This window comes from Companilactobacillus nodensis DSM 19682 = JCM 14932 = NBRC 107160 (assembly GCF_000615905.1).
Taxonomy (GTDB): domain Bacteria; phylum Bacillota; class Bacilli; order Lactobacillales; family Lactobacillaceae; genus Companilactobacillus; species Companilactobacillus nodensis.
Map to the genome: position 1 here is coordinate 93,035 of NZ_BAMN01000008.1, position 25,994 is coordinate 119,028.

The following is a 25,994-nucleotide window of genomic DNA, read 5'->3' on the forward strand; positions in this document are numbered from 1 at the left end:
CATGTGAAATAACAGCTTCTTTTATTTGATTTTACAGTAAGAACTAAATCAGTCGTAAGAACTGATAATGTTTGCCAGCTGTGAAAGTGGCGTTATGGCTTTAGCCATTACACCACCAGACGTGTTTATAGCCTTGTGAATTTTGCAAGGCTACAAACCGAGGCCCGAGACCGCACCACAGGCTCGGACCGATCTGCACAGCAGGTAAATATTCTCAGTTCTGAAGACAAAATTACAATTAATTTTTCACTTCATCACAATCAGCTTCATTTTTAAGCTTATTCAAAACATCAGCAGCAAATTTCTCCAAAGTATCTTTATTATCACGTTGTGGCAACTTATATCCCACAAAATAAGGAGATGCTACAAATCGAGGAACAATCTTGCAAATAATATCTCCACCTTCATCATAAAAGAAAATATTATATGAATCACAAGATCCATTATGAAAATCATTTAACAAATAGCGAACAGTGACTCTGGCAAATTCCGCCAGATCATTCAAATACTTAGCATCTTTAATTCTAATATTGAATTCAACAAATCCCATAATCGGTTCTTTTGAAATATTAAAATCAATATTCTCTGATTTCCAAATTTCATAACCAGTGAAATTATGCTTACTAATATACTGATATCCATCGACATTATTCAGACCAACAATTTGAAAATGTGGATGTCTAAGACTACCACCAGACATTGGTCCAAAATTCTTATACATCAAAACACTCTTGTACTTTTTAGTTTGTAACAAAGAATTCCAACAATTAAAAATAAATTGAAATACTTCGGAATTCTTCTGAACTGAATACTTTGAGATATCATCGTCATGTTTACTAGACTCAATCAGAACAGTCTGATACGTATCCTTCAAAGTTCGAAACTTATTTTCAAGCCAGATCATATCGTCCTTTTGTTTAATAATATTGGTCAAATTATCAGTATCACAAAACGGACAAACGGCAGCTTTCTTCTTGATATCTCTAGGTTTATCCTTCGCTACATCTAGCTGAAAAATTAATAAATCTTTTTCATCCAAAATAGTACTCCTTTACTGCGAGTATACAAAAATACTGAAGGGAATTTGATCAGAATCCCCTTCAGTATTTTTAATACTTGTTAATTAATATTTATTTACAAATTATAGTGAGCGTGAAGCACCCTTGTAAACAACACCACGTCTTGAATCAACTGTGACTGTTTCGCCATCATTGATCAAGTTTGTAGCATCCTTAGCACCAACAACAACTGGTAGACCCATAGCAATACCAACTACGGCTGCGTGTGAAGTCAAACCACCGTTTTCAACAACTACGGCACTAGCTTTTTCAAGAGCTGGAAGGTAATCCTTGTCTGTCATTTCTGTAACAAGAATGTCTCCTTCTTTAACCTTTTCATTAGCTTCTTTAGCTGAATGAGCAACTACTGTATTACCAACAACTGATTCTTCACCAACACCTTGGCCTTTAACTAACTTAGAACCAATTAATTGAACCTTCATAACGTTTGTTGTACCACTTTCACCAACTGGAACACCAGCAACGATAAGAATTAAGTCTCCCTCTTTAGCAAAGCCAAGTTCTTGAGCTTTCTTAGCAGCAAGGTCGAACATTTCATCTGTGTTAGCAGGTCTGTCAGCAACGATAGGTTGTACACCCCAGTTAACTGTTAGTCCACGTTGTGTAGTTTCATCAAATGTGATAGCAAGAATATCAGCACTTGGACGATACTTAGAAATCATACGAGCTGTGTAACCTGACTTAGTAGCTGCAACAATTGTCTTGATGTTCAATTCTTCAGCAGTTCTAACAACAGATTCACCGATTGATTCTGTAACGTTTGAGCCTTTGTATTCTTCGAAACGTTGGATAGCTAATTGGTTACTCTTGTCCAATTGCTTTTCTGTACGTTCGTCGATGTTAGCCATTGCAGCAACAGCTTCAACAGGGTAATCACCGTTAGCACTTTCACCAGAAAGCATAGTTGCATCTGTACCATCAAGAACAGAGTTAGCAACATCAGTAACTTCGGCACGTGTAGGACGTGGGTTTTCTTGCATTGAGTCAAGCATTTGTGTAGCTGTGATAACTGGCTTGCCTAATGCATTACATTTGCGGATTAAGTCTTTTTGAACGAATGGTACGTTTTCAAATGGAATTTCAACACCCATGTCACCACGAGCAACCATCAAACCATCAGAAACCTTCAAGATAGAATCGATATTGTCGATACCTTCTTGTGATTCGATCTTAGGGAAGATTTGTACTTGTTCCATGTGTTTTTCTTCAAGGATTTCACGAATATCAAGAACATCTTGAGCTTTACGAACGAATGAAGCTGAGATGAAGTTAATGTTGTTGTCACAACCGAAACGAATATCATCAGCATCTTTTTCTGTGATACCTGGTAGGCGGATTTCAACACCAGGTGCGTTAACACCCTTACGTGAACCGATCATACCATCGTTTTGAACAACTGTAACTAATTCACGGTTCTTGTCGTCTTTTTCTGTGATCTTAAGATCAACAAGACCATCATCGATCAATACGTGACCACCAACATGTGTATCATCGTACAAACCAGGATATGTAACGGCAATCTTTTCTGGGTTACCAGTTAATGAATCATCCATTGAGATACGGATAACATCACCGATCTTAGCTTGGAACTTGTTACCATCTTGAACAGTTGTACGGATTTCAGCACCCTTTGTATCTAGAACGATACCAACTGTCTTACCAGTAATCTTTTCAGCTTCGTGAACCATGTTCATACGTGATAAATGTTCTTCATGATCACCATGTGAGAAGTTGAAACGGAAAATGTTGGCTCCGGCTTCGATTAACTTTGTAATTGTTTCAACATCATTAGATGCAGGTCCAAGTGTACTTACGATTTTTGTTCTTTTCATCAAGAATCTCCCTTTTCTTTTGTTGTTCATTGTTTATTGTAACAAACTATCTGCTTAGTGATTGATTTAAATCATATAAGTCTAAATCAGGTTTGTGCTTATTATCAAATAGATCAAGCATGTTGTGATATGTCAACTTATTGTCTTCAATACCAATAGCAACGCCACCCTTGCCTTCTTCAAGAAGGTCAACGGCATAAGCACCCATCTTACTTGCTAGAACACGATCTCTAGCTGTTGGTGAACCACCACGTTGTACGTGTCCTAAAACAGTACTACGAACTTGGAAGTCACCATATTCATTAAGCTTATCTGCGAACTCTTGAGCGTGCATAACACCCTCAGCAAGAACAACAAGCATGTGTTTCTTGCCCTTTTCACGTCCCTCTTTGATACGTTGAGCAATATCAGCAATATCAAAGTCACGTTCAGGAACAACGATTTCTTCAGCACCACCGGCAACACCAGACCATAAGGCGATGTCTCCAGCTCCTCTACCCATAACTTCGATAACAAAAGTTCTTTCATGGGATGTAGCAGTATCTCTGATCTTATCGATTGATTCGATAACTGTACTTACAGCTGTATCAAAACCAATTGTGAAATCAGTGTAAGGAATATCATTATCAATTGTACCTGGTAGACCAACAGCGTTATATCCATGCTCTGTTAAACGCAAAGCACCGTGATATGAACCATCTCCACCGATAACAACTAATGCATCAATTCCGAATTTCTTAAGTTGTTCAATACCCTTAAGTTGACCTTCTACTTTGGCGAATTCAGGATATCTTGCTGAATACAAGAATGTTCCGCCACGTTGAATACGGTCAGAAACGTCAGAGGCTGTAAGTGGGAAAATATCACCCGCAACCAATCCGGCATATCCATAATTGATACCAAACACTTCAAGACCCTTATCCAAGGCCCTACGTGTGACTGCTCTAATAGCAGCGTTCATTCCAGGGGCATCTCCACCACTGGTTAAAATACCAATCCGCTTCATTTGTTCACACTCCAAATTTATTTGTTTCAAAAACAAAACCTAATAAAATATAACATTTTTATCGGATACTTTGTAGAGCTGAAAACGTTTTATGACAAAATTAATTATGTTTTTTCAGGAAAACGTTCTTTTCACCCAACAAACTCTCTAATTTCATTCTTACTTCATCTGAAAAGTCGATCCAGCGATTAGACTTTAAAATCACGGCTCGCTTATCTTTTTCCCGATATAAGATGACCGGGATCTTTCCAGGAGAACTTTCGATAGTTTCATAAAGCTTAGACAAATTGTCTTCATTATCAAAGGTTTTCATAATTTTCAGATATAACTTTTCATCAGGAAGTTGTACTGTATACTGCTTTGGATCATTAAATCTATCAGCAATAAACTCAATATCACCACGACGTCCATCACTTGAACGTCCAACAATCAAGAATATTTTACCTTCTAATTCAGTATTCTCAAGTTTCTGAAAAAGCTTAGGGAAAATAGTGACTGAAATCGAGCCTGTCTCATCTTCAACCGTCGCAAAGCACATTCTCTGTCCCTTCTTAGTTCGAATAACTCGGGGACGCTTGATCAATCCTAGGACATTGACGTCTTGATTCTTAACATTTGCTAAGTTCGAGATTTTAACAGTATTCGTATTCAGTAATTTCTCTCGATATTTTTCAACCGGATGTCCCGAAACATAAATACCAAGATATTCCTTTTCTTGATTCAACTTCTCAGTCAATGAATAATCATCGACTTCATGTTTCTTGGGATCAAGTACATCGAACAAAGAAAGATTACTGCCAGCGAGTTGAATACTTTCAATCAAATCTTTGAAGTCCAGCATCAATTCATGACGATTACGATTGAATGAATCAAAAGCTCCAGACAAGATTAGTGGATCAATGTAATCATCTTTGACAAATCTAATATCAATTCGCTTCAAGAAATTCTGTGCGTCAGTAAACTCGCCCTTATTTTGACGTTCCTCAATAATATCCTTTGCCAAATCACGGCGCATCCCTTTAACACTCAAAAACCCAAAACGAATCCCACTACTATCAACCGTAAAGTTGCTTTCACTTTTGTTGATATCCACACTTTTGATTTTTAAATGTCGATCCTTGGCTCCTTGAACATACAATGAAATCTTGCCCTCATTGTTCAAGTTAGCATTCATCAAACAATTGAAGAATATTTCTGGAAAATGAACTTTGATATAAGCCAGCCAAAAGGCAATCATCGAATATGCGACTGAATGAGACTTATTAAAACCGTAATTACCAAAGGTCTCAATATATTGATAAACCTTCTCAGCTGATTCTCTATCATGTCCTTGAGCCACTGAGCCATCAACGAACTTCTTATGGTTTTCATCCATCAGAGTTTCGTTTTTCTTACTAATTGCACGCCGTAAAATATCAGCATCCGCCAGTGAAAACCCAGCCATCTCTGAACTAGCTTGCATGACTTGCTCTTGATAAACCAAGATTCCATACGTCGGCTTGAGGATCTTCTTCAAAGAAGCATCTGGATAAGTTACCGGCTCTTGTCCATGCTTTCTAGCAATGAACGTGGCAATGTTTTGCATGGGACCAGGTCGATACAAAGCGTTAGTTGCGACGACATCATTAAAGCTCGTCGGTTTGAGACGCCTTAGGACACTTCTAATGCCATCAGACTCAAACTGAAAAATACCGTCAGTATCGCCTCTCTGGAATAACTCTAAGGTTGGTTCATCATCTAAGGGAATTCTTTCAGGTACAAATTCTTTTTGATACTTCTCAGAAATCAACTTAATAGCTTGATCTAAGATAGTTAGATTTCTCAACCCCAAAAAGTCCATCTTCAGCAAGCCAACACTCTCAACGTTATTCTTAGTTTGCTGCGTCAAATTGATACCATCATCTTCCAATTGAACAGCGACGATATCAGTCATAGGTTTCTTACTAAGGACAATACCTGCCGCATGTGTTGAATAATGTCTAGGTATCCCTTCGATCCTACGGGCAACTTTGAAGATTAGTCGATTCTCTTCAGAACTGTCAACCAACCCTTGAAGTGTATTCGACTCATCAATTGCTTCCTTCAACGTAATATTGAGCTTACGTGGAATGGCGTTCGACCATTGTGTCAATTGAAACTGTGTCTGGCTAAACGTTCTCGAAATATCTCTCAATGCCATCTTAGCTGCGAGCGTACCAAAAGTAATTATCTGTGCCATATGGTCAGAACCATACTTGTCATGCATGTACATTACCATTTCGTCTCTACGGTCATCAGGGAGGTCCAAATCAATATCGGGCATGTTGACACGTTGAGGATTCAAAAATCGTTCAAACAGCAAATCATACTTAATTGGGTCCACTTGCGTGATGCCTAAGGTATAAGAAACTAGTGAACCAGCAGCTGATCCACGGCCAGGACCAGTCTTGATTCCAATTTCATGAGCATGCTTGATAACATCCCAAACGATCAAGAAGTAATCCGAAAAGCCCATCTTATCGATAACGCCTAATTCATACTTCAATCGCTGTGAATAGTTATCAGGAATATTACCATTAAGACGTTTTTTCAATCCGCGACTAGCTAAGCTATACAAGAATTCAGCTGATGATAAATTGTCTGGCGTTTCAAATTCAGGTAACTCAGTATCTTTGAACTCGATCTCAACATTACATTTATCAGCGATCTCGTTAGAGACCTTAACGTCATCTTCATATCCACCCGACCGAAGTCACTCTCAAAGACATCAGCTGTCCGCAGATAATGGTCACCTTCCTCAACAACTTGACTGATACTCTCGAACTTTTGACCAGTTCTCAAGTTGTTCAATACCTGATATGCCAAATGATCATCTGCATTAACGTATCTCACATCACCCAACGCCGCCATTGGTACTCCGATAGTGTTAGAGATTTCCTTCACACGTTTAACATTGTTGATCTGTTCCGAATACAAACCGACTCCCAAGAAAAATGAATCTGGATCTAACACTGAATTGATCTTAGCAAAATAATCTTGTACATTATCCGAAATAATAATTTCACAATCAGTCGCTGGAGTGATCACAAAAATATTATTCATAAATTGTTTAATATCATCAATATCAACAAACTTCTTTGTGGACATAACCACAGAAGATATTTTAATAAGATTCTGATAACCTTGATCATTTCTTGCTAATAAAATCAATGGATAGGAATTGTCTGAATCTTGAATTCCAGCAATTTCAATCGTTAATCCAATAATCGGCTTGATTCCAACTTTTTTAGCATACTTATAAAAATCGATTGAACCATACAAATTGTTAATATCAGTCAAGGCAATCGACGAGTACCCTCGTTCTTTTGCCTGATCGATCAGTTCTGGAAGCTTAACGGGACTATGCAGTAAACTGTAGCTGCTCATTACTTGTAGTTGCGTTTGCAATTTGTCGCCCCCCTTGGTTAAAATTATATCAAATTGAGTAAAACTTTATTGGGCTAAACTCTTTTTTGTGCTAAACTACTGGAGAAAGTGAGATGGAAGATATGAGATATGTTGCTGTAATTTTTTGGGCAGTTGTTTTAGGTCAAGTAGCTGGCTTTATCGGCGGTGCATTGAACCAACAAACTTTTAATTCCCAACAAACAATGATTGTTACTGTAGTATTTGCAATTATCTTCAGCATTATTCCAATGCTTCTAGATAACGATAAAAAGAATCGCGCTTAGTCATAAGCGCTTTTTTTGTGCTTTGGAGGAGAAAATTGAATCGGTATATATTCGTGATCCAGACATGAACTTGATTGAATTATCAAACTACAAACAAAAATGAGACTATCACGGCCAGCATGGCTGACATCATAGTCTCATTTTTTTATTTTGTAATATATAGATAGAAATCATTAGTTGCCAAATTGACGTTGTAATTTACACCCTTAGATGTAATTTGCTTCATAGTAGTTGTACCGCCATCTGCATCTTTTACTTCGTCACCGAGCTTTTTAACAACTTTTTTACCGTCAGCACCAACATATTGAGATATCAGAACCAAATCCGTTCCAAAGTCCTTCATGCCAGACTTGGACTTCATTGACTTGTATGTAATATTCATTGCAATACCCATCAATTGTCCGCCTTGAACATTCATTCTTAACTTAGTTCCATTGCTAGTCGTGTACTTAAAAATACCGTCTTTAGCAATCAAAGGTAATTGATCTGTTTGCTTACCCATCTTCAAATTCATGAAGTTGTACTGTTGCGCAAACGTCGTATAATCGATCAACGCCTTTTCTTTAGTTACTTTGACGATTTTTGTTTTAGTATCATTGCCCTTAGCAGCTTTGATCTTTACATTCTTTGATTTAGTAGCGACTGGAACAGAAATAGCAAAATGATCATCACTGACTTTGACGTTCTTAGTAACTCCACTAACTGTATAAGTTAATTTATCAAAGTCGGTTGCCTTACCTTTGACTACAGCCACTAATCCATCTGCTGAATATTCACTCTTAGTAGTTGAAAGGTCCAACTTTGAACATCCGGTCAGCAGTATGAAGAATAAAGGAACTAATACTAAAAATAAATATTTTATTTTTCTATTCATAATCATATGATTCCCCATGTATTAAAAAAAAGCCAAGCATAATTGACTTGGCTTTTAATTAAGCTTCTTTCTTGTCATCGATAACTTTTTCACCCTTGTACATACCTGATGGTGATACATGGTGACTTAAACGATATTCACCGTTAGCAACGTCGAATTGCATATTTGGTGTATCTAATTTAATGTGTCCACGTCTTTGACGTTTTCTTTGTTTTGATATTTTTCTCTTTGGAACAGCCATATTTAAAAACTCCTTTATTTATATTACTTAATCAAATCTAACGTTTAATATAATACTATCATAAAAACGTTTGAGCAAGCAAAAATACTATTTTGTTTGCTTTTTTACTTGATTTTCCTTCAAAGCGTCAGCAATTTGACTATCATTGGACACTTTTACGTTAGAAATTTGTTTCTTAGCACTACGTGATAATTTGTTATCGTCTTTCTTTTTGCCTGAACTTGCAAGCAACATTGTGATGATTGCTCCAAGTAATAAAGAAACAATAATCAAAATTATCAATGGTAATTTAACATGTGTAAATCCAAAACTGACTGTGACCGGATTAACATTTAATACTGCAAAAATAACAACTATCAATGCAATAATTAATCCAATTACAAATCTTGACTGTTTATTATTCATAAAAGTCATCCCCTACTTACGATTTCCTAATGTACCAGCTAGGTAATCTCCTACGCTTGGAGCAATCTTATAAAGAACTGCTGCTAATTCCATATAACGTGGACGATTAATCTCACGCTTGCTCTTATTGAACGTATTAACGATATCCCACGCTAACTTGTCTGGATCTAAAACAAAATACTTCACTGAATCTAGATAATTTCCACCATGATCAGCTACATCAAAAAAGTTCGTCGCAACCGGTCCAGGATTAATCGTTGTTACCTTAACATCGAATGGTTTAAGTTCCAAACGTAATCCATCGGAAAATCCAATAACTGCAGCTTTAGTTGCTGAATATGCAGCTGACTTAGGAGTTGTGATCTTACCAGCCATTGAACCAACATTGAAAATGTGGCCATGACCGTTAGTAATCATTTTTCCTGCAATCAAACGACTCATCAACATCAATCCTAATACATTAACTCGGAACATTTTTTCAACTGTTGCGAATTCAGTATCTAGATAATTTGAGAAATCACCAAACCCTGCTGCATTTACTAATATATCAATATTATCAGAAAATTCAAATGCCTTATCAACACCAGCAGTAATTTGTTTAGGGTCACTCATGTCGATCAAGATATATTCGTGGTGAGCTGTTTCAGCACCCACACGAGTACATTCATTCTTGACCTTGATCAGTTTATCTTCACTTCTAGCAACTAAAATCAAATTGGCACCAAGTTTAGCAGAATTAACTGCAACATCTTTACCAATACCAGATGATGCACCAGTTACCAAAACTGTTTGATTCAATAAATTATTCATCCTATTACCTGCTCTCCTATATTTTAAATGGTACCTCGTAGATATCGAAATCATTAACTACTTTAGTATTCTTAAAAACCTTTTGAGCTTCTTTTTGCAAAATCAATGAACCCTTGCCTGTATATCTAGCTGAAATATGTGTCAACAATAATCCTTTAGCATTACATTTTTTAGCTACTTCAGCGGCACTGGTTGCGGTTGAATGAAAATAATTATAAGCTAATTGTTTTTCATCATTTGAAAAAGTCGATTCATGAACGATCACATCTGCATCCTGTGACAACTTGTCGATTTCAGGAGTGTAGCGTGTGTCTGAAATAATCGTTACAACCTTGCTTGGCTTATCAGGTCCAATAAAATCTTGGCCATTTAATTCTGTACCATCTTCAAGTTTAACGATCTTTCCAGCTTTTAATTGTCCAAAGATCGGGCCATTAGGAATATTATATTTTTTCAACTCATCAACTAGCAGTTCCCCAGTACGAGGTTTTTCAACTACTCGATAACCGTAACAAGTAATTCGATGCTTCAGTTTTCCAGCGTAAACGCTGAAGGTCTTATCATTGAATACTTCTCCACCGGTTTTTAATTCAATGTACTTAATTCTGTAGTTTAATTTGCTGCCAGTGACCCTCAAAGAAGTTTCAACGAATTCTTTGATGCCGACAGGACCATATATCTCCAATGGAGAAGTGCCGCCCTGGTTGGCTCTACTAGCTAATAAACCAGGCAAGCCAAAAATATGATCACCATGCAAATGAGTAATAAATATCTTAGCAATTTTTCTTGGTCGAATTGTTGTTCTTAAAATTTGATGCTGTGTCGCCTCGCCCACGTCAAATAACCAAACTTCATTTCTTTCATCCAGCATCTTTAATGCTGTACTCGAAACGTTGCGGCCTTTTGAAGGGACCCCGGCTCCTGTTCCTAAAAATTCTAATTCCATATAAAAATCCTATTCTATTTTTTATCTAATACTTTCAAAATATCTTTTACTACAAATGAAGTATAGTACATTGATCCATCCGGATTTGGATGAACGTTATCATCATAGAACCAGTCTGTATGACCGTTAGAATAGCCGTTCCAATCAATCACATGCAAGTTCTTATACTTGTTAGTAGCCTGACTTAGAACACCATTAACCGTCTTCTCCCAAGGTCTAGTTGGTACATGAACGTTGATCCAGAAAACATTTCTGCTTGGACCGACCAATTTCATAATTTGATCGACTTGTTGAGCGCTGATTGGACCATTTGTACCAAGGCCAATCATAACATTTGGTGCTAATACACCTTGGTTCTTGTAATTTTGTAAAATATCGACACTGGCATCAACTTGACGACTGACAGCAGCATCAACGATAACCTTCTTATCATCGAACAACTTCAAGAAGTTATCCGAACCATCGGCCATAACTGAATCACCAACAGCAGTAAGTGGTATATCTTTTAATTGTTGTAATTGGATCTGAGTCAGACCATATTTTTCAAAGTCCTGGTTAACTGGATTATCTTTTGCAGCCTTCTTATATTTAGCCATATCAGCTGCACTGATCTTCCCATTTGCCTTCTTAGCTTTGTTTTTCTTCAAATTATCAATAGCTGCTTGTTTCTTTTTCTTATTAGCCTTTTCGTTCTTAGTAATCTTGTCAGCCAATTGACTGTGATTAACATTAGGATTCGGCGCACTGACAGCTTTAACAACACTATAACAACCAGTTATAGTGATCAAAGCAATCAACACTGCCAAGACCTTTTGATAACCCAATGAACGCTTGAAGAAATACTTAATTGAATCCCAATTAGCATGTGCCAATGGTTGTTCAACGTACCTGAACGAGAATTCAGTAACCAAAACAATCAAAATAACTTCAATTACTGGATAAAGAATCGGATGGTCAGCAATATTCTTGAATTTTGATTCAAAGAAAATCATTACAGGAAATTGGTATAGATATAATCCGTAACTTCTACTTCCAATATAATGGAAAACCTTGTTACTCAATACCTTATTCCAAAAGGCATCGGGATGTGCGACGACTGCAATTAAAATACATGTAACCAATGTAAAGATAAACATTCCACCACGATATAAGAATGGATCATTGTCCTTCACTGTAAATATCATCAAGATAAGCAAGGCAATTGCCAATCCACCGATAATATTCAGTTTGAACTTATCCTTCTTATCCAGACCACCTTTAAGGCGCTCGGCCGGCCATATCAAGGCCAATCCACATCCCATAAGAATAGAGAATAGACGAGTATCAGTACCATAGTAAATTCTACTTGGATCAACACCCGGCTGGAATAAAATTGCCATCCAAATTGCTGAAGCAATTGAAACAACCATCGTAAATCCAAATATACGACTCTTCTTCACACCAAACTTGATAAATAATAGCAATAACAAAGGCCAAACAATGTAGAATTGACCTTCAATTGATAAAGTCCAAAGGTGCGTGAATGGTGACTCGTTATTCGCAAATCTTTCGAAGTATGATTGGCCATTAAATATTTGCCACCAGTTATAAACATTCAGAACATTCGTTAAAACGATTTGATCTAAATGATAAAGCAGATTCTTCAAGAAGAAGCAAATGTAGGCCCCAGAAGCCAGCAGCACAAACAACATCCCTGGATACAAACGTTTAACACGTTTCCAATAAAAATTCTTTAAATCGAATTTCCCACCATAATCGGTCGTATTGAAAAAGTGATCCGTTATTAAATAACCAGAAATTAAGAAAAAAATTGGAACTCCTAAATATCCACCGGAAAAGACGTTAGGATTCAAGTGATACATTATGACACCTATAACCCCTAAAGTACGCAATCCGTCAAATCCGCTAATATATCTTCTTTTCGGTGATTTATTCATTATACTTATTTACCCCTAAATAAATTCAAACGTGAAATCAAGAATTGTTACAGAATCTCCAGATTGTGCGCCAGCCTTCATAAGGCCTTCTTCAATACCCATGCCTTTAAGCTGACGTGCAAATCTCATGATTCCATCTTGATGATCCAAATTACTTCTTTGAAGAAGCAATTCAACTTCATCACCCTTGACGATATAGCTGTGTTCATCTTCTTTTTCAATCGTGAACTTATCAGCTTTTGCTTCATAATTATATTCTTTGGTTTCGTCAGTTTGAACATCAAAGTGAATAGGTTCCGCTTTAGATAGAACTTCACTAGTATGATTCATCAAAGCTTTGACACCAGTATGCTGAATACTTGAGATTGGGAAAATATCAATATCCTTCTCATCCTTGTGTTCAGCCAATTGCTTCTTGAATTCTTCCATTCTCTCTTCCGAGCCAGGAATATCAAGTTTCGTTGGTACGATCACCTCTGGACGATTAAGAACGTTCTTATCATAGTTTCCTAATTCATTGCGAATAGCGACATAGTCTTCATATGGATCACGACCATTTTCAGGATCCATATCAACTAAATGCAAAATTACTCGTGTACGTTCAACGTGACGTAAGAATTGAATCCCAAGTCCAACACCATTTGAAGCACCTTCAATAAGTCCTGGTAAATCGGCAATAACGAAGTCTTGTCCGTTATCTAATTTAACCATTCCCAAATTAGGTGAAAGTGTCGTAAAGTGATAAGCCGCAATTTTTGGCTTAGCAGAAGTGGATACTGACAATAAGGTAGATTTACCAACAGATGGGAATCCAACCAAACCTACATCAGCAATCAGCTTCAACTCTAAACGAATATTCAATTCTTGTCCTGGTTCACCATTTTCAGCGATTTCAGGTGCACGGTTCTTAGAATTAGCGAAGTGAATGTTACCACGTCCACCTTTTCCACCTTGAGCAACAACCAATTCTTGATCATGTTCAACTAAATCACCGATTAATTTACCATTTTCTTCATTATATACAGATGTACCTGCTGGTACGGCGATATAAACGGGATCGGCTTTGTGACCATACATACCCTTGATTTGTCCGTTTTGGCCAGGTTGAGCCTTGAAGATACGCTTGTATCTGAAATCCATTAAGGTATTCATACCTTCATTAGCTTTTAATATGATGTCACCACCGCGACCACCATCTCCACCGGCTGGTCCACCTAGCGGAACATATTTTTCATGGCGGAAGGCGACTGCTCCGTCGCCACCCTTACCAGATCTAACGGTGATTTTAACGTTATCTACAAACATTAAAACCCCCCTTTCTACACATAGTTATCATTTTTAAATTTTAGCACAAAAATAGATATCATTATACGTTGAATAAAAACTTATCCATTATTAGAAACTGCTCAACGATGATACATTTTTAAACGCTTTTGAAGTTTTTTGAAAGAATTTGAACGATATTGGTTGATTTTGGCTGAATTTGTTGTATTATATTTGTCGTGAGGTGATATGAAAGTGCTTACCGAAGAGAGACATCAAATTATACTAGAACAATTAAAAGTTCATAATATTGTCAAATTGCACGATTTGATACCACTGACCGGGGCATCCGAGTCAACATTACGACGTGATCTACAGGATTTAGAAAATTGTCATAAATTATTAAGAATTCACGGTGGAGCTCAGAATGTGATTTCTTTGCACGAAGAACCAGCTTTATCCCAAAAAGCTTCGATTCATCTCGATGAAAAAAAAGCAATTGGAAGAGTAGCCGCGAGCCAAGTAAGAAACCAAGAAGTAATTTTCTTAGATTCTGGTTCAACGATTCAATTTATGATCCCCTATCTTATAGAGCATAAAAACTTATTAGTCATCACCAATAGTGTTGATAACGCCTCAATGTTAGCTGATTACGATATTGAAACCTTCCTACCTGGTGGTAAATTAAAATCTTCCACTAAGGCATTGGTTGGTTCCACTATGGTACAAACGCTAGAAACTTACCATTTTGATAAGTGCTTCCTGGGAACTAATGGATTCTCGATCGAATCAGGTTATACAACACCCGATCCAGAGGAATCATCCATCAAGCAACTAGCCATAAAACAGTCTAACCAAACATTTATTCTTTCTGACAGTTCAAAATACTGCCAAGTCAGCTTCAGTAAATTCGCCGACTTGAAAGATGCTACATTAATTACCAACGAATTGCCAGTAAAAGAATCAGTATTATTAAATAAGGAAACAAAAGTTATGGAGGTAAACTAATTGATTTACACAATTACAGCTAACCCTTCAATTGATTATGTATTGCAATTGAAGACTCTTACGACTGGTGAAGTTAACAGAACAACTAGTGATGTTAAGCTTCCCGGTGGTAAAGGAATCAATGTTTCACGTATTCTTAAAGAATTGAACATTGATTCAACTGCTTTAGGTTTTGTCGGTGGAGCTACTGGTGAAATGTTCAAAAGCCTACTAGCACAACATAATTTGAAGACAAACTTCACTACTGTTAAAGAAGATACGCGTATCAACGTCAAAGTTAACGCTGTCGAACAAGATGAAGAAACAGAGATCAACGGAATGGGACCTGCTATTTCATCTGATGAAAAAATGAATTCATCGATCAACTCAAATCTGTCGGTAACGGTGATGTCGTTATTATGTCTGGTAGTCTACCAAAACAATTACCAGAAACATTCTATCTAGATATTGCCAAGATGATCCAAGCACAAGGTGCTGACTTCATTATTGATACTACTGGCCAAGCACTATTAGATACATTGCCATTGCATCCCCTAGTTGTTAAGCCAAACAATCATGAACTAGCTGATTTGTTCCAAACAACTTTTAACTCTGACCAAGAAATTATTGATCATGCTAAGAAATTATTGGATCAAGGTGCAAAACATGTCTTAGTATCAATGGCTGGCGACGGTGCTTTGCTTGTAACTAAGGGCCATACATACAAAGCTAATGCACCTAAGGGAACTGTTATCAATTCAGTTGGTGCTGGAGATTCAATGATTGCTGGTTTTGCTGGAACATTCATGAAAACCGGTGATCCAATCGAAAGTTTCCATATCGGAGCTGCATGTGGTTCAGCCACTGCTTTCAGTCAAGATATCGCTGTTAAAGAAAAGATTGATAAAGTTTATAAAGAAATAAATATTTCAGAATTAAGTTAAGGGAGGGACTTATTCATGGATCTAAAACAATTATTACTTAAAGATGCCATGATCATGGATCTTAAGGCTACTACTAAAGATGAAGCTATTGAGGAAATGGTCGACAAGTATTACCAAGTTGGAGTTATTAATGACAAAGACTTGTACAAAGCAGATATTCTAAAACGTGAAGCTCAAACAAGTACAGGTATTGGTGATGGAATTGCCATGCCACATGCTCGTGATAAGGCTGTACAACGCGCTACCGTGTTATTCGCTAAGAGTGCCAAGGGAATCGATTATGACTCACTTGATGGACAACCAGCATTCCTATTCTTCATGATTGCTGCTCCAGATGGTGCTGACAATCTTCACTTGCAAGCACTTGCTGCCCTATCATCACTATTGATCAACCCAGAGTTGGTTGCTAACTTGAAGAAAGCAACTACTGCTGATGAAGTTCAAAAGTTATTCGATGATGCAATGGCCGCTAAAGAAGCTAAAGACAAAGCCGATGAGGAGAAACAAGCTGCTAAGGCTGCTGCCGCAAAAGCTGCTGAAGCCGCAGGTTCAACTGAGGATCAAAAGCCTTACGTTGTTGCCGTAACTGCTTGTCCTACTGGTATTGCCCACACATACATGGCTGAAGCTGCTCTTAAAGAACAAGCTGAAAAAATGGGTGTTGACATTAAAGTCGAAACAAATGGTTCTGAAGGTGTTAAGCACAAGCTAACAGCTGATGAAATCAGACGTGCTACTGGTGTTATCATTGCCGCTGATAAGAAAGTTGACATGCCTCGTTTCGATGGCAAGCACTTAGTCAACCGTCCAGTTTCAGATGGTATCAATAAAGCTGAGGAACTTATCAACTTAGCTACAGAACAAAAAGCCCCTGTCTTCCACGCTGAAGGTGGAGCTGCTGCAGATGAAGAAGAATCTACAGAATCAAAATCACTTTGGTCAAAGATCTATGCTGACTTAATGAATGGTATCTCAAATATGCTTCCATTCGTTGTTGGTGGTGGTATCTTGATGGCTATCTCATTCTTACTTGAAAACTCAGTTGGAGCACATTCACAATGGTTCTTATTCTTCAACAACGTTGGTAACTATGCATTTAGTTTCTTGATTCCTGTTTTAGCCGCTTATATCGCTGTTTCAATCGGTGATCGTCCTGCCTTACTACCTGGTTTCGTTGGTGGTTATATGGCATCACAAGCTACTGCATCAGTTGTTTCATCTAAGAGTCCTGCCGGATTTATCGGTGGTCTACTTGCTGGTTTCATCGCTGGTTGGACTGTTGTTTACTTGAAGAAGGCTCTTAAGAACCTTCCTAAGTCACTAGATGGTTTGAAACCTATCTTGCTCTACCCTGTTCTAAGTCTTTTGATCGTCGGTGCAATCATGTACTTCGCTGTCGATCCTGTCTTCGCCGTAGTAAATCATGCTATCACAGCCTTCCTTGAATCAATGGGTACTGGTAATGCCGTTATCTTGGTACATTGCTTGGTGGAATGATGGCTGTAGATATGGGTGGCCCATTCAACAAAGCTGCTTATACATTCGCTATCGGTACATTTACTGCAACACAAGATGGTGCCTTGATGGCCGCTGTTATGGTCGGTGGTATGATTCCACCTCTAGCAATCGCTATTGCCACAACATTCTGGAAGAACAAGTTTACTGAACAAGAAAGACAAGCTGGTCTATCTAACTATGTTCTAGGTATCTCATTCATCACTGAAGGTGCTATTCCATTCGCTGCCGGAGATCCACTTCACGTTATCGTATCAAGTGTTATCGGTGCCGCAATTGGTGGTGGTCTAACACAACTATGGGGTGTTAACGTACCTGCACCTCACGGTGGTATCTTCGTTACACCACTTGCTAACAAACCACTAATGTACTTGTTAGCAGTTGTCATTGGTGCTGTAATCTCAGGTGTTATCTATGGATTATGGAAACCTGCTAAGAAAGCTGAAAAATAATTATTAACCGAAGCACCTGCATAATTGCAGGTGTTTTTTTTGTACATTTGAACTTCAATTGTCGGTTTACCTTCTATTACTGGTATTATAAAATTAAAGTTATATAGCAATCAGGGGGATTTTATAATGAAGAATCAAGTTACAATGAGCCGTTCACAATATCGCACTCAAAACAAAAAGAAAAAGCGTTTCTTCAAAAAGTGGTGGTTTTGGCTACTAATAGTTATTTTGGTTGCAGCCGCTGGAACTGGATATTACTACTACCAAAATAATAATTCAGATACAAAAACCGAATCCTCCTCTAAAAAAAATAAATCCGCTAAGAAAAAATCCTCCAAAGTTAAAAAGACTAGTGGTATCAGACTTGATAACTACAATGGAATATATTTGAGCCAAACTGATGGACTCTCCTTAGCTAATCTTCAAAAACTATTCGGTAACTACTCATCAAGTTCAGACAGCACGATTGGTGACGTTCAAGCTACCTCTTACATTTGGAAGAAGATTGCTAACGGCGACCTGGGAGCATCCCTCATTGTCGGATTCGTTAACGATCACGCTATCAGCAAGTCAATCTCTGGATTAAAGGTCTCCCGTAATAAAAAAATCACTCTCGATTTGTACAACCAGATTCAAAATGGTCAGTCAGAACAAGATGTCATTAATCTGCTAGGCAAACCAAATGGCTATTCAGAAACATCTGTTGAGAATACCGCATCTAAGGTCTACTCATACACCTCAGATGTCAAAGGTGATATTGGAGCCAACATCGTTATTACCTTCACAGACGGAGCGGTCAGCAGTAAGAATCAGTTGAGTGTTCAATAATATTAGATACCAAAAAGGATTCGATCATAATGATTTTGATCGAATCCTTTTAAATTTACTTTGTTGAATCCCGCTCATAAATATGAACTGGTATGAGCTGTTGATGATCTTTTGATGCGGTTTTATTAACTACACTTTCCTCAATGCGCTGAACACCAACTACACCCATCTTATAAAAATCTTGTGACACACTAGTTAGCTGTGGTTGAACTATTTGACACATCTCAGTTCCATCAATACTGATAATGGACAAGTCGTCAGGAACACGCAATCCTAAGTTACGTGCCTCATTAAGAGCACCAATTGCTGCCATATCACTAGCGGCCACGATCCCCGTTAAGTCAGTATCCTTACCATAAGCTTTCATTGCTGATTCACCAGCTGTATAACTATAATCTCCAGATTGAATCCACGAATTATCCGGAACTATGTTCGCCTCATTAAGAGCCTTACTATAGCCGGCCAATCTTAATCTTCCAGTATAAGGATACTTATCAATAGCAGCTAGACCAATTTTTCGATGGCCTTTATCGATCAAGAACTTAGTAGCTTCATAGCCTATTTCCATATCATCAGAGCTGACAAATGGCCGATCATCATCGAATCCCATTGACAAGAAGCAATACGGAATATCTGATTCTTTTAACATCTTCAAATTGTCATCAGACAAAGCAATCGATAATAACAGAATTCCCATTACTGGGCGTTCAATCACTGTCAGCAAGGCTTTTCTTTGCTCTTCAGCACTGGCACTATTTGAATAAACGACAATCAGATTATAGCCGTGTTTGGAAGCTTCTGACTGAATCCCATCAATTATTTGGCCAGCAAAGTTAGTCTTAACTGAACTAACGACAGCCGCAATAACATTACTCTGCTTCTTTACTAATTCCACGGCTGCCTGATTCTTTTTATACCCTAACTCACGAGCAGCCGCCTTCACCTTCTCTGCTGTTTCCGAAGTATAATACTTTGATTTGTTCGATAAAACACGAGAGACGGTTGAAGGCGCCACTCCGACTTTACGTGCTATATCCTTAATCGTTGCTGACATTCGACCGTCTCCTATTAATTTATTAACTACAATTCTATTTACCTTCGTGAACAATTGCAACTGAGAAACCACCGATAACCATTGCAACGAAACCGATGATCATCATCATACTTTGGCTGCTTCCAACCATTGGGAAGATAATAAAGCTGGCTAGTGAACCAATGATCTGTGGCAAACAAACCGCAATATTGAATAATCCTAAGTATGAACCATTGTTCTTACCATCTAATGAAGTTGTCAACATAGTAAATGGCAATGTGTTGATCGTAAAGTTACCAATACCATACAATGCAAAGGCTAATAATGCGATCCATTGACTGTGTGTTGTGGCAACGATAATAATACTGATTGCATCTGCGAATAATCCTACTGAGTACCATAACTTACGTTGGTTGGCCTTGGTCTTAGCATAGAACAATCCCCACAATAGAGCTGCAACACTATAAAAGGCAGTCATAACACCATACCAATTACCAGCAGCTTGGAAGCCGGCTGATGAAGGATTAGTTGTATTCCAGATATTATTTGCCATAGCACCTGTTGCATAAGTCCATGTGTACATAATTCCGATCCAACTGAATAGTTGAACAATTGATAATTCCCAGAATGCTCTTGGAGCACTCTTTAATAATTTCCATAAACTAGGTGTTGCTTGTTTCTTAGTTGTATCTAACTTGTGATACTTAGCATATGTTGCTGGATCATATTCTTTAACTTTGAAAATTGTTACCAAACTAGTAACTAATAGCATACCGGCACCAATTAAATATGCCAGATAACAGTAGCTGGAACTTGTCCTTTAGGCGCAGTATTCGTCATACCAAACTTTGTAAGAATAAATGGTAGTAATGCGGCTAAAATACCACCGGCATAACTAAAAATTTGTTGCCATGACCATGCAAGGTTCTTTTGATCTTCGTTGACCATATCACCAGCAAGCATCTTGTATGGTGCCAAACAAACATTACTGAATAGATCCATTAACGCAATGGCGATGGCCGCATATACAAGTGCTGTCATCGACCCATATCCGAAGCCAAAGGACCCTGTGAATGGCAATAATACCATTACGATAACAGTGATTGGTGCTCCGACGATCAGGTAAGGGATTCTTCTTCCCCAACGTGTCCAAGTACTATCAGAATACTTACCTAATAGTGGTTGAACGAACATTCCTAATAGTGGAGGCAATAAGAAGAACCATCCTAAACTGTTGGGGTTAACACCAATAGTTTGAGTAATTCTACTCATTTGTGATCCCTGCAATGTAAATGCCATATTGACACCAATACAACCAAAGGTCATTGCAAAAATCGTACTCATCGGTAATTTTGGTAATGCATTATCGAAGCCAAAAGATTTCTTTTTCTTAGGTGTGTCTAATGCATCAGTCGACTTTCCAGTTTCGGCTTTCATCATAATAATTCCTTCTTCTATCTAAAATTGATAAACCTTAGCTTCGTATGGACGAATTTCATCACCTAAATCATCTGAATAATTACTGATCAATAGCTTGGCACTGGCTGGCACTTCATACGATCTGTTTAGGTTCTTATCAGTATAGTTAAGGACAACTAACAATGTAGTATCCTTATCTTTTCTTGTGTATGCATATACTTCTGGATCTTTGTCATTGCCTTCAACCAATTCGTACTTTCCATCAGTAATTACAGGCATTGTATGACGTAATTTAATAAGTTCTTGATAATAATAGAAAATTGAGTTTGGATCCTTTAATGCTTGTTCAACATTGATTTCCTTATAACGAGAATTCATATTTTCCCAAGGCTTACCAGTCGAAAATCCAGCGTTCTCGGTAGCATCCCATTGCATAGGAGTACGTGCATTATCACGACTGTGCATACCCATATACTTCAACATTGTTGGTCCATCCAAAAGATGTTGTTCATCAACGAGTTGGTGATATGAATTGATTGAATCTAAGTCTACATAGTCACTCAAGTTCTTGAAGTAAGCATTAGTCATTCCAATTTCTTCACCTTCAAAAACAAATGGTGTTCCTTGTTGGAAGTGCAACATTGTAGCTAGCATCTTGGCACTCAAGACACGATATTCTTCAGTTGTATCATTACCAAATCTTGATACAACACGTGGTTGATCATGATTGTTCCAATACAATGAGTTCCAAGCTTCACCATACAATGACTTCTGCCACTTAGTAAGATTGTCTCTCAAATCGCTCAGTGCAACTTTACGATCAGACCAACGACCTAATGCAGGATTCTTGTTGCCATCTAAGCCCATGTGTTCAAATTGGAAGACCATATCTAGTTCTTTACCACTAAGATTTGAATATCTCTTTGCTTCATCCGTTGTAACTGCAGGTGCTTCACCGACTGTCACCATCTTATGCTTGCTCATGACATTTTTATTCATTTCTTGCAAGAATTCGTGGATTCGATGTCCATTCGCAACTAGTGGTTCTGGATTAGCATAAAGTTCATCCTTTTGTTTCAAAGCATCAGGTAATCCTTCAGGCTTCGAAATATAATTGATAACATCCATACGGAAACCATCAACACCCTTATCAGCCCACCAATTCATCATGTCAAAGACTGAATGACGCACATTAGGATTCTCCCAGTTCAAATCTGGTTGTTCTGGGGCAAACAAGTGCAAGTAATATTGACCAGATTGTTCATCATACTTCCAAGCAGGTCCCATGAAGGATGAACCCAATTATTAGGAGCCTTACCATCTTTACCATCACGCCAGATATAATAATCACGATATGGATTATCTTTGCCTTTGCGTGATTCTTGGAACCATTTATGTGCATCTGATGTGTGATTTACCACAAGATCCATCATGATTTTGAGTCCTAAGTCATGAGCCTTCTTAAGTAGCTTGTCAAAGTCTTCCATGTTACCAAAGTCAGGATTGATTGCTTGGTAATCAGAAATATCATAACCATTATCAACTTGAGGAGATTTATAAATTGGACTTAACCAAACAATATCAACTCCCAATTTTTTGATGTAGTCTAATCGTTTGGTAATACCAGGTAAATCACCGATTCCATCTCCATTACTATCCTGATAACTAGCTGGATAGACTTGATATACGACTGCGTTATTCCACCATTTTTCCAAAATACATCTTCCTCTTCTATTTCAACTTTTTTTAATTTCGCAAGTTAAGCAAACGTTTGCGCAATTAGAATGTAACCCCTTCCACTTTTTTTGTCAACGTTTTCTTTGAAATTATTTTGTTACCGCATACAAAAAAAAGTGCCAAATCAGATAAAACTATCTGATTCGACACTACTGTTTATACGATTTTTAGCCCTTAGAATATTTTTTGTGGAAGTCAGTACTTGCTAATGTAATTTTAATTGTCTGCGCAGTTGTCTTCGAAATGCCCAACGCTGTCAATTCTTCGACCGAAGCATCTTTCATCTTCTTAACCGATCCAAACTTCTTCAGAAGTTTATTACGAGTCTTAGGTCCGACTCCTTGAATGCCATCAAGCCTTGATGACAAAGCATTTTTACTTCTAGTTTTACGTTGAAAGGTAATTGCAAATCTATGAACTTCATCCTGAATCCTTTGAAGTAAATAGAAACCTTGACTCTTACGATCAAGTGGGACGATCTCACCTTCTTCACCAAAAATCAAATGCGAAGTATTATGGTGATTATCTTTGACCATCCCCGCAACAGGAATATGAATACCTAATTCATTCTGCAGAACGTCCATAACAGCTCGCAGCTCGATTATTCCACCATCCATAAGAATCAAGTCAGGCAGGTTGCCCTCTTCCTTAAGAACTCGAGAATATCGACGATAGACTACCTCACGAGTATTAGCGGCTTCATCTGCACCAGACTGATGCTCCACCTCGCCTTTGATCTTATATTTACGATAATTGCTTTTTTCTGGTCGTCCATCCAAGAATTGGACCATCGCTGACACTGGGTTGGTGCCTTGAATATGCGAGTGGTCAAATGACTCGATCACATGTCCATATGGTAATCCTAGAGCCTCAAATATTTGTTTTTGAGCACCGTAAGTTTGACGATTATCGAGTTCCATCAATCTGAACTTCTCTTGCAAGACAAGTTTAGAATTATCAGCAGCCATGTCCATCAAATCTTTCTTTTGACCACGCTGCGGCGTTCTAAATGGGACATTCAAGACTTCTGAAAGTGTATCTTTATCCAAATTACTTGGAACAAGAATCTCTTTTGGCATGACTTGATTTCTTCGATTATAAAACTGCAAAATAAACGTCGATAATTCTTCCTCAGGAGAGTTGATACAAGCAAATACTCTCTTTTCACGTTTCATCAGTCTTGCCTGACGAATAAAGAATATCTGAATTGAGATCCAGCCTTTTCAACGTAATAATTAAAAATATCACGCGGTGTGCTGTCATTAGAAATGATTTTTTGCTTTTCAACAGTCGTTTCAATATATTTGATTTGATCGCGTAATTCACCGGCACGCTCGAACTCAAGATTATCTGATGCCTTTTCCATTCTAGTTTCCAGTTGAGATTTTATTTCACCAACATTTCCACCTAAGAACTTTTTGATCTTTTCAATTTGCTTATTATATTTTTCTTCAGGAACTTCTTGGAAACAGGCACCTAAGCACTGCCCCATGTGGTAATACAAACAAGGTCTCCCCATATGTCCTTGGCAACGACGAAGTGGATAGACTTTCTGTAAAAAGTTCAGTGTATTTGAAGCAGCCCAGACATTAGGATACGGACCGAAGTAATAGGCACCGTCTTTTTTGATTTGACCAGTTATTTCCAGCTTCGGATCACGCTCATTTGTGATCTTGATATAAGGATAACCTGTTCCACGTTTCAGCTTAATATTGTAGTATGGTTGATGCTTTTGAATCAGAGTTATTTCAAGCAAGAATGCCTCTTTATCATTAGAGGTAATAATTGTCTCAAAATCCCTGATTTCAGATACTAAACGTTCAGTTTTACCTTCGTGTGAACTCTTGAAGTATGAACGAACACGATTTTTTAGGTTTTTAGCCTTACCAACATAAATAATTTTAGAATTTATGTCCTTCATCAAGTAGCAACCAGGACGTGCTGGTAAAAGGCTTAATTTATGTTCAAGATATTCTGTTGCCAAAAAATATCTCCTTTCAAAGTCACAATAATAGTTATAATAGCTCTTTCTATTTTACCTAATCAAAAAAAAGTTGCAAGAATTTGAGATTTTGTGCAAAAGGTCTTATAATGTAGTTAATTAAAAGATAAATAATAAATAACCTGAAAGGGGCTGATACCGATGGGCCTAACAGTGAAACGCGAAGAGAATTTTGGTAGCTTATTTGACAAATTTGCTTCACTTCCCGATGATGTCAAAAAAAACGTAGATCGAGTAGATTCTGCGGACAAGAAATCTTCTAAAAACGATAAAGATTCTAAAAGTAAAAAATAACTTCTCATATTTTCAGCTCTTCATCCTACATTGAAGAGCAAATGCCATTTATATTACCGTCCGTTACAAATATAAAAACCCTTTTGATAGTTAAAACACCTGCCAACATTAGTTGACAGGTGTTTTTCTGTTCTCTATTTTTAAGAATTAGTAACTCGAATAAATTTGGCATTTATAACAGGACGGGTCATGACCCTGCCTTTCTCATTCGTATAATTCTCAACATCACTAAATTTGCCAAATACTTGAATCCGATTGCCAGTCTCAAGTCTAGACATTCCTTTTGATAATGTGCTTAAATCATAATTGATTTTTACATCTTTTGAACGATCCTTCAAATCGAGAGAAACGATCGCAAAGTCTTCATCAGATTCAAGCACTAACCCTTTTTGGTAAATTTTAGTATTTTTATAAATTTGCGGATTCTCGTACAAATTATCGAACGATACATAGCTATAATTATTCTTTTTAGTTTTGAATTCAGTCTCAGTCAGCTGACTCGAAAGTTCATGTGAATCTTGCTTAACTTTCTGAACTCCATCCCCAACAGTATCTATATTCAAAATAAAAGCCCCACAAAGAAATAAAAACAGTAAAATCAATGTAATTCGCTTTACCATTAAATTCCCCCAATATTAAAAACTTTATCAAACGAGAGCCGTCATTTCAACATTTCTTAT

At 37.5% G+C, this 25,994-nt stretch carries 18 protein-coding genes and 5 pseudogenes; 6 read left to right on the forward strand and 17 right to left on the reverse strand.

Annotated elements, in window-relative coordinates:
• Nucleotides 1-238: 238 nt before the first annotated feature.
• The 5 genes from JCM14932_RS07550 to JCM14932_RS17145 all read right to left on the reverse strand — a co-directional run bounded on the left by JCM14932_RS07550 (nucleotide 239) and on the right by JCM14932_RS17145 (nucleotide 7,343).
• A complete protein-coding gene (locus tag JCM14932_RS07550; protein ID WP_420834772.1) occupies nucleotides 239-1,039 on the reverse strand; it encodes a DUF4931 domain-containing protein in 801 nt (266 codons plus the stop codon).
• A gap of 102 nt (nucleotides 1,040-1,141) precedes the next feature.
• Nucleotides 1,142-2,911 (reverse strand): pyruvate kinase, encoded by a 1,770-nt coding sequence (gene pyk / locus JCM14932_RS07555; RefSeq protein ID WP_025024351.1) that lies wholly within the window; start codon nucleotides 2,909-2,911, stop codon nucleotides 1,142-1,144.
• Nucleotides 2,912-2,957: 46 nt separating this feature from the next.
• Nucleotides 2,958-3,917 (reverse strand): 6-phosphofructokinase, encoded by a 960-nt coding sequence (gene pfkA, locus JCM14932_RS07560; protein ID WP_025024352.1) that lies wholly within the window; start codon nucleotides 3,915-3,917, stop codon nucleotides 2,958-2,960.
• A gap of 100 nt (nucleotides 3,918-4,017) precedes the next feature.
• Complete coding sequence (locus JCM14932_RS14940; protein ID WP_369342828.1) at nucleotides 4,018-6,603, reverse strand: DNA polymerase III subunit alpha; 2,586 nt, start codon at nucleotides 6,601-6,603, stop codon at nucleotides 4,018-4,020.
• Nucleotides 6,501-7,343: a PHP domain-containing protein gene (locus tag JCM14932_RS17145; RefSeq protein ID WP_235700561.1), complete on the reverse strand. Its 843-nt coding sequence runs from the start codon at nucleotides 7,341-7,343 to the stop codon at nucleotides 6,501-6,503. Before JCM14932_RS17145 ends, JCM14932_RS14940 begins: the two co-directional genes overlap by 103 nt.
• Before the next feature lie 92 nt (nucleotides 7,344-7,435).
• Here JCM14932_RS17145 and JCM14932_RS07570 point away from each other — a divergent pair, with 92 nt between their 5' ends.
• Nucleotides 7,436-7,627: a YjzD family protein gene (locus JCM14932_RS07570; protein ID WP_225422997.1), complete on the forward strand. Its 192-nt coding sequence runs from the start codon at nucleotides 7,436-7,438 to the stop codon at nucleotides 7,625-7,627.
• Between the two features lie 145 nt (nucleotides 7,628-7,772).
• On the opposite strand, the gene JCM14932_RS07575 is transcribed toward JCM14932_RS07570, so the two are convergent.
• From JCM14932_RS07575 to obgE, 7 genes are all read right to left on the reverse strand, one after another.
• The gene (locus JCM14932_RS07575; protein WP_155832090.1) at nucleotides 7,773-8,501 is read right to left on the reverse strand and encodes a hypothetical protein; all 729 of its coding nucleotides are present in this window, start codon (nucleotides 8,499-8,501) and stop codon (nucleotides 7,773-7,775) included.
• Nucleotides 8,502-8,559: 58 nt separating this feature from the next.
• A complete protein-coding gene (gene rpmF, locus JCM14932_RS07580; RefSeq protein WP_025024355.1) occupies nucleotides 8,560-8,742 on the reverse strand; it encodes a 50S ribosomal protein L32 in 183 nt (60 codons plus the stop codon).
• Nucleotides 8,743-8,829: 87 nt separating this feature from the next.
• Nucleotides 8,830-9,147 (reverse strand): lipopolysaccharide assembly protein LapA domain-containing protein, encoded by a 318-nt coding sequence (locus JCM14932_RS07585; RefSeq protein ID WP_025024356.1) that lies wholly within the window; start codon nucleotides 9,145-9,147, stop codon nucleotides 8,830-8,832.
• A gap of 12 nt (nucleotides 9,148-9,159) precedes the next feature.
• A complete protein-coding gene (locus tag JCM14932_RS07590; RefSeq protein WP_025024357.1) occupies nucleotides 9,160-9,957 on the reverse strand; it encodes an SDR family NAD(P)-dependent oxidoreductase in 798 nt (265 codons plus the stop codon).
• A 16-nt stretch (nucleotides 9,958-9,973) separates the two neighbouring features.
• A complete protein-coding gene (gene rnz / locus JCM14932_RS07595; RefSeq protein WP_025024358.1) occupies nucleotides 9,974-10,903 on the reverse strand; it encodes a ribonuclease Z in 930 nt (309 codons plus the stop codon).
• 14 nt (nucleotides 10,904-10,917) lie between these two features.
• Complete coding sequence (locus tag JCM14932_RS07600) at nucleotides 10,918-12,840, reverse strand: acyltransferase family protein (RefSeq protein ID WP_025024359.1); 1,923 nt, start codon at nucleotides 12,838-12,840, stop codon at nucleotides 10,918-10,920.
• A 15-nt stretch (nucleotides 12,841-12,855) separates the two neighbouring features.
• Nucleotides 12,856-14,145, reverse strand: a complete 1,290-nt coding sequence (gene obgE, locus JCM14932_RS07605) for a GTPase ObgE (protein ID WP_025024360.1) — start codon at nucleotides 14,143-14,145, stop codon at nucleotides 12,856-12,858.
• 213 nt (nucleotides 14,146-14,358) lie between these two features.
• Here obgE and JCM14932_RS07610 point away from each other — a divergent pair, with 213 nt between their 5' ends.
• The 4 genes and pseudogenes from JCM14932_RS07610 to JCM14932_RS07625 all read left to right on the forward strand — a co-directional run bounded on the left by JCM14932_RS07610 (nucleotide 14,359) and on the right by JCM14932_RS07625 (nucleotide 18,829).
• On the forward strand, nucleotides 14,359-15,111 hold the full coding sequence (locus tag JCM14932_RS07610; RefSeq protein ID WP_025024361.1) for a DeoR/GlpR family DNA-binding transcription regulator: 753 nt from the start codon (nucleotides 14,359-14,361) through the stop codon (nucleotides 15,109-15,111).
• A pseudogene (pfkB, locus tag JCM14932_RS14945) lies at nucleotides 15,112-16,034 on the forward strand (1-phosphofructokinase).
• A 15-nt stretch (nucleotides 16,035-16,049) separates the two neighbouring features.
• A pseudogene (locus JCM14932_RS14950) lies at nucleotides 16,050-18,001 on the forward strand (PTS fructose transporter subunit IIABC).
• Between the two features lie 126 nt (nucleotides 18,002-18,127).
• Nucleotides 18,128-18,829, forward strand: a complete 702-nt coding sequence (locus tag JCM14932_RS07625; RefSeq protein ID WP_025024362.1) for a DUF3862 domain-containing protein — start codon at nucleotides 18,128-18,130, stop codon at nucleotides 18,827-18,829.
• A 55-nt stretch (nucleotides 18,830-18,884) separates the two neighbouring features.
• On the opposite strand, the gene JCM14932_RS14955 is transcribed toward JCM14932_RS07625, so the two are convergent.
• From JCM14932_RS14955 to uvrC, 4 genes and pseudogenes are all read right to left on the reverse strand, one after another.
• The gene (locus JCM14932_RS14955) at nucleotides 18,885-19,883 is read right to left on the reverse strand and encodes a LacI family DNA-binding transcriptional regulator (RefSeq protein ID WP_034542838.1); all 999 of its coding nucleotides are present in this window, start codon (nucleotides 19,881-19,883) and stop codon (nucleotides 18,885-18,887) included.
• Between the two features lie 34 nt (nucleotides 19,884-19,917).
• Nucleotides 19,918-21,206: pseudogene (locus JCM14932_RS14960) on the reverse strand (SLC45 family MFS transporter).
• A 114-nt stretch (nucleotides 21,207-21,320) separates the two neighbouring features.
• Nucleotides 21,321-22,996 (reverse strand): annotated as a pseudogene (locus JCM14932_RS14965) (glycoside hydrolase family 13 protein).
• Nucleotides 22,997-23,185: 189 nt separating this feature from the next.
• A pseudogene (gene uvrC / locus JCM14932_RS14970) lies at nucleotides 23,186-25,002 on the reverse strand (excinuclease ABC subunit UvrC).
• 159 nt (nucleotides 25,003-25,161) lie between these two features.
• Here uvrC and JCM14932_RS16535 point away from each other — a divergent pair.
• Nucleotides 25,162-25,314 (forward strand): SPJ_0845 family protein, encoded by a 153-nt coding sequence (locus JCM14932_RS16535; protein WP_155832091.1) that lies wholly within the window; start codon nucleotides 25,162-25,164, stop codon nucleotides 25,312-25,314.
• Nucleotides 25,315-25,454: 140 nt separating this feature from the next.
• Here the strand turns inward: JCM14932_RS16535 and JCM14932_RS07655 are convergent, their stop codons facing one another.
• Entirely contained in the window at nucleotides 25,455-25,934 is a 480-nt protein-coding gene (locus tag JCM14932_RS07655; RefSeq protein ID WP_025024363.1) for a hypothetical protein, read from the reverse strand.
• Nucleotides 25,935-25,994: the final 60 nt, after the last annotated feature.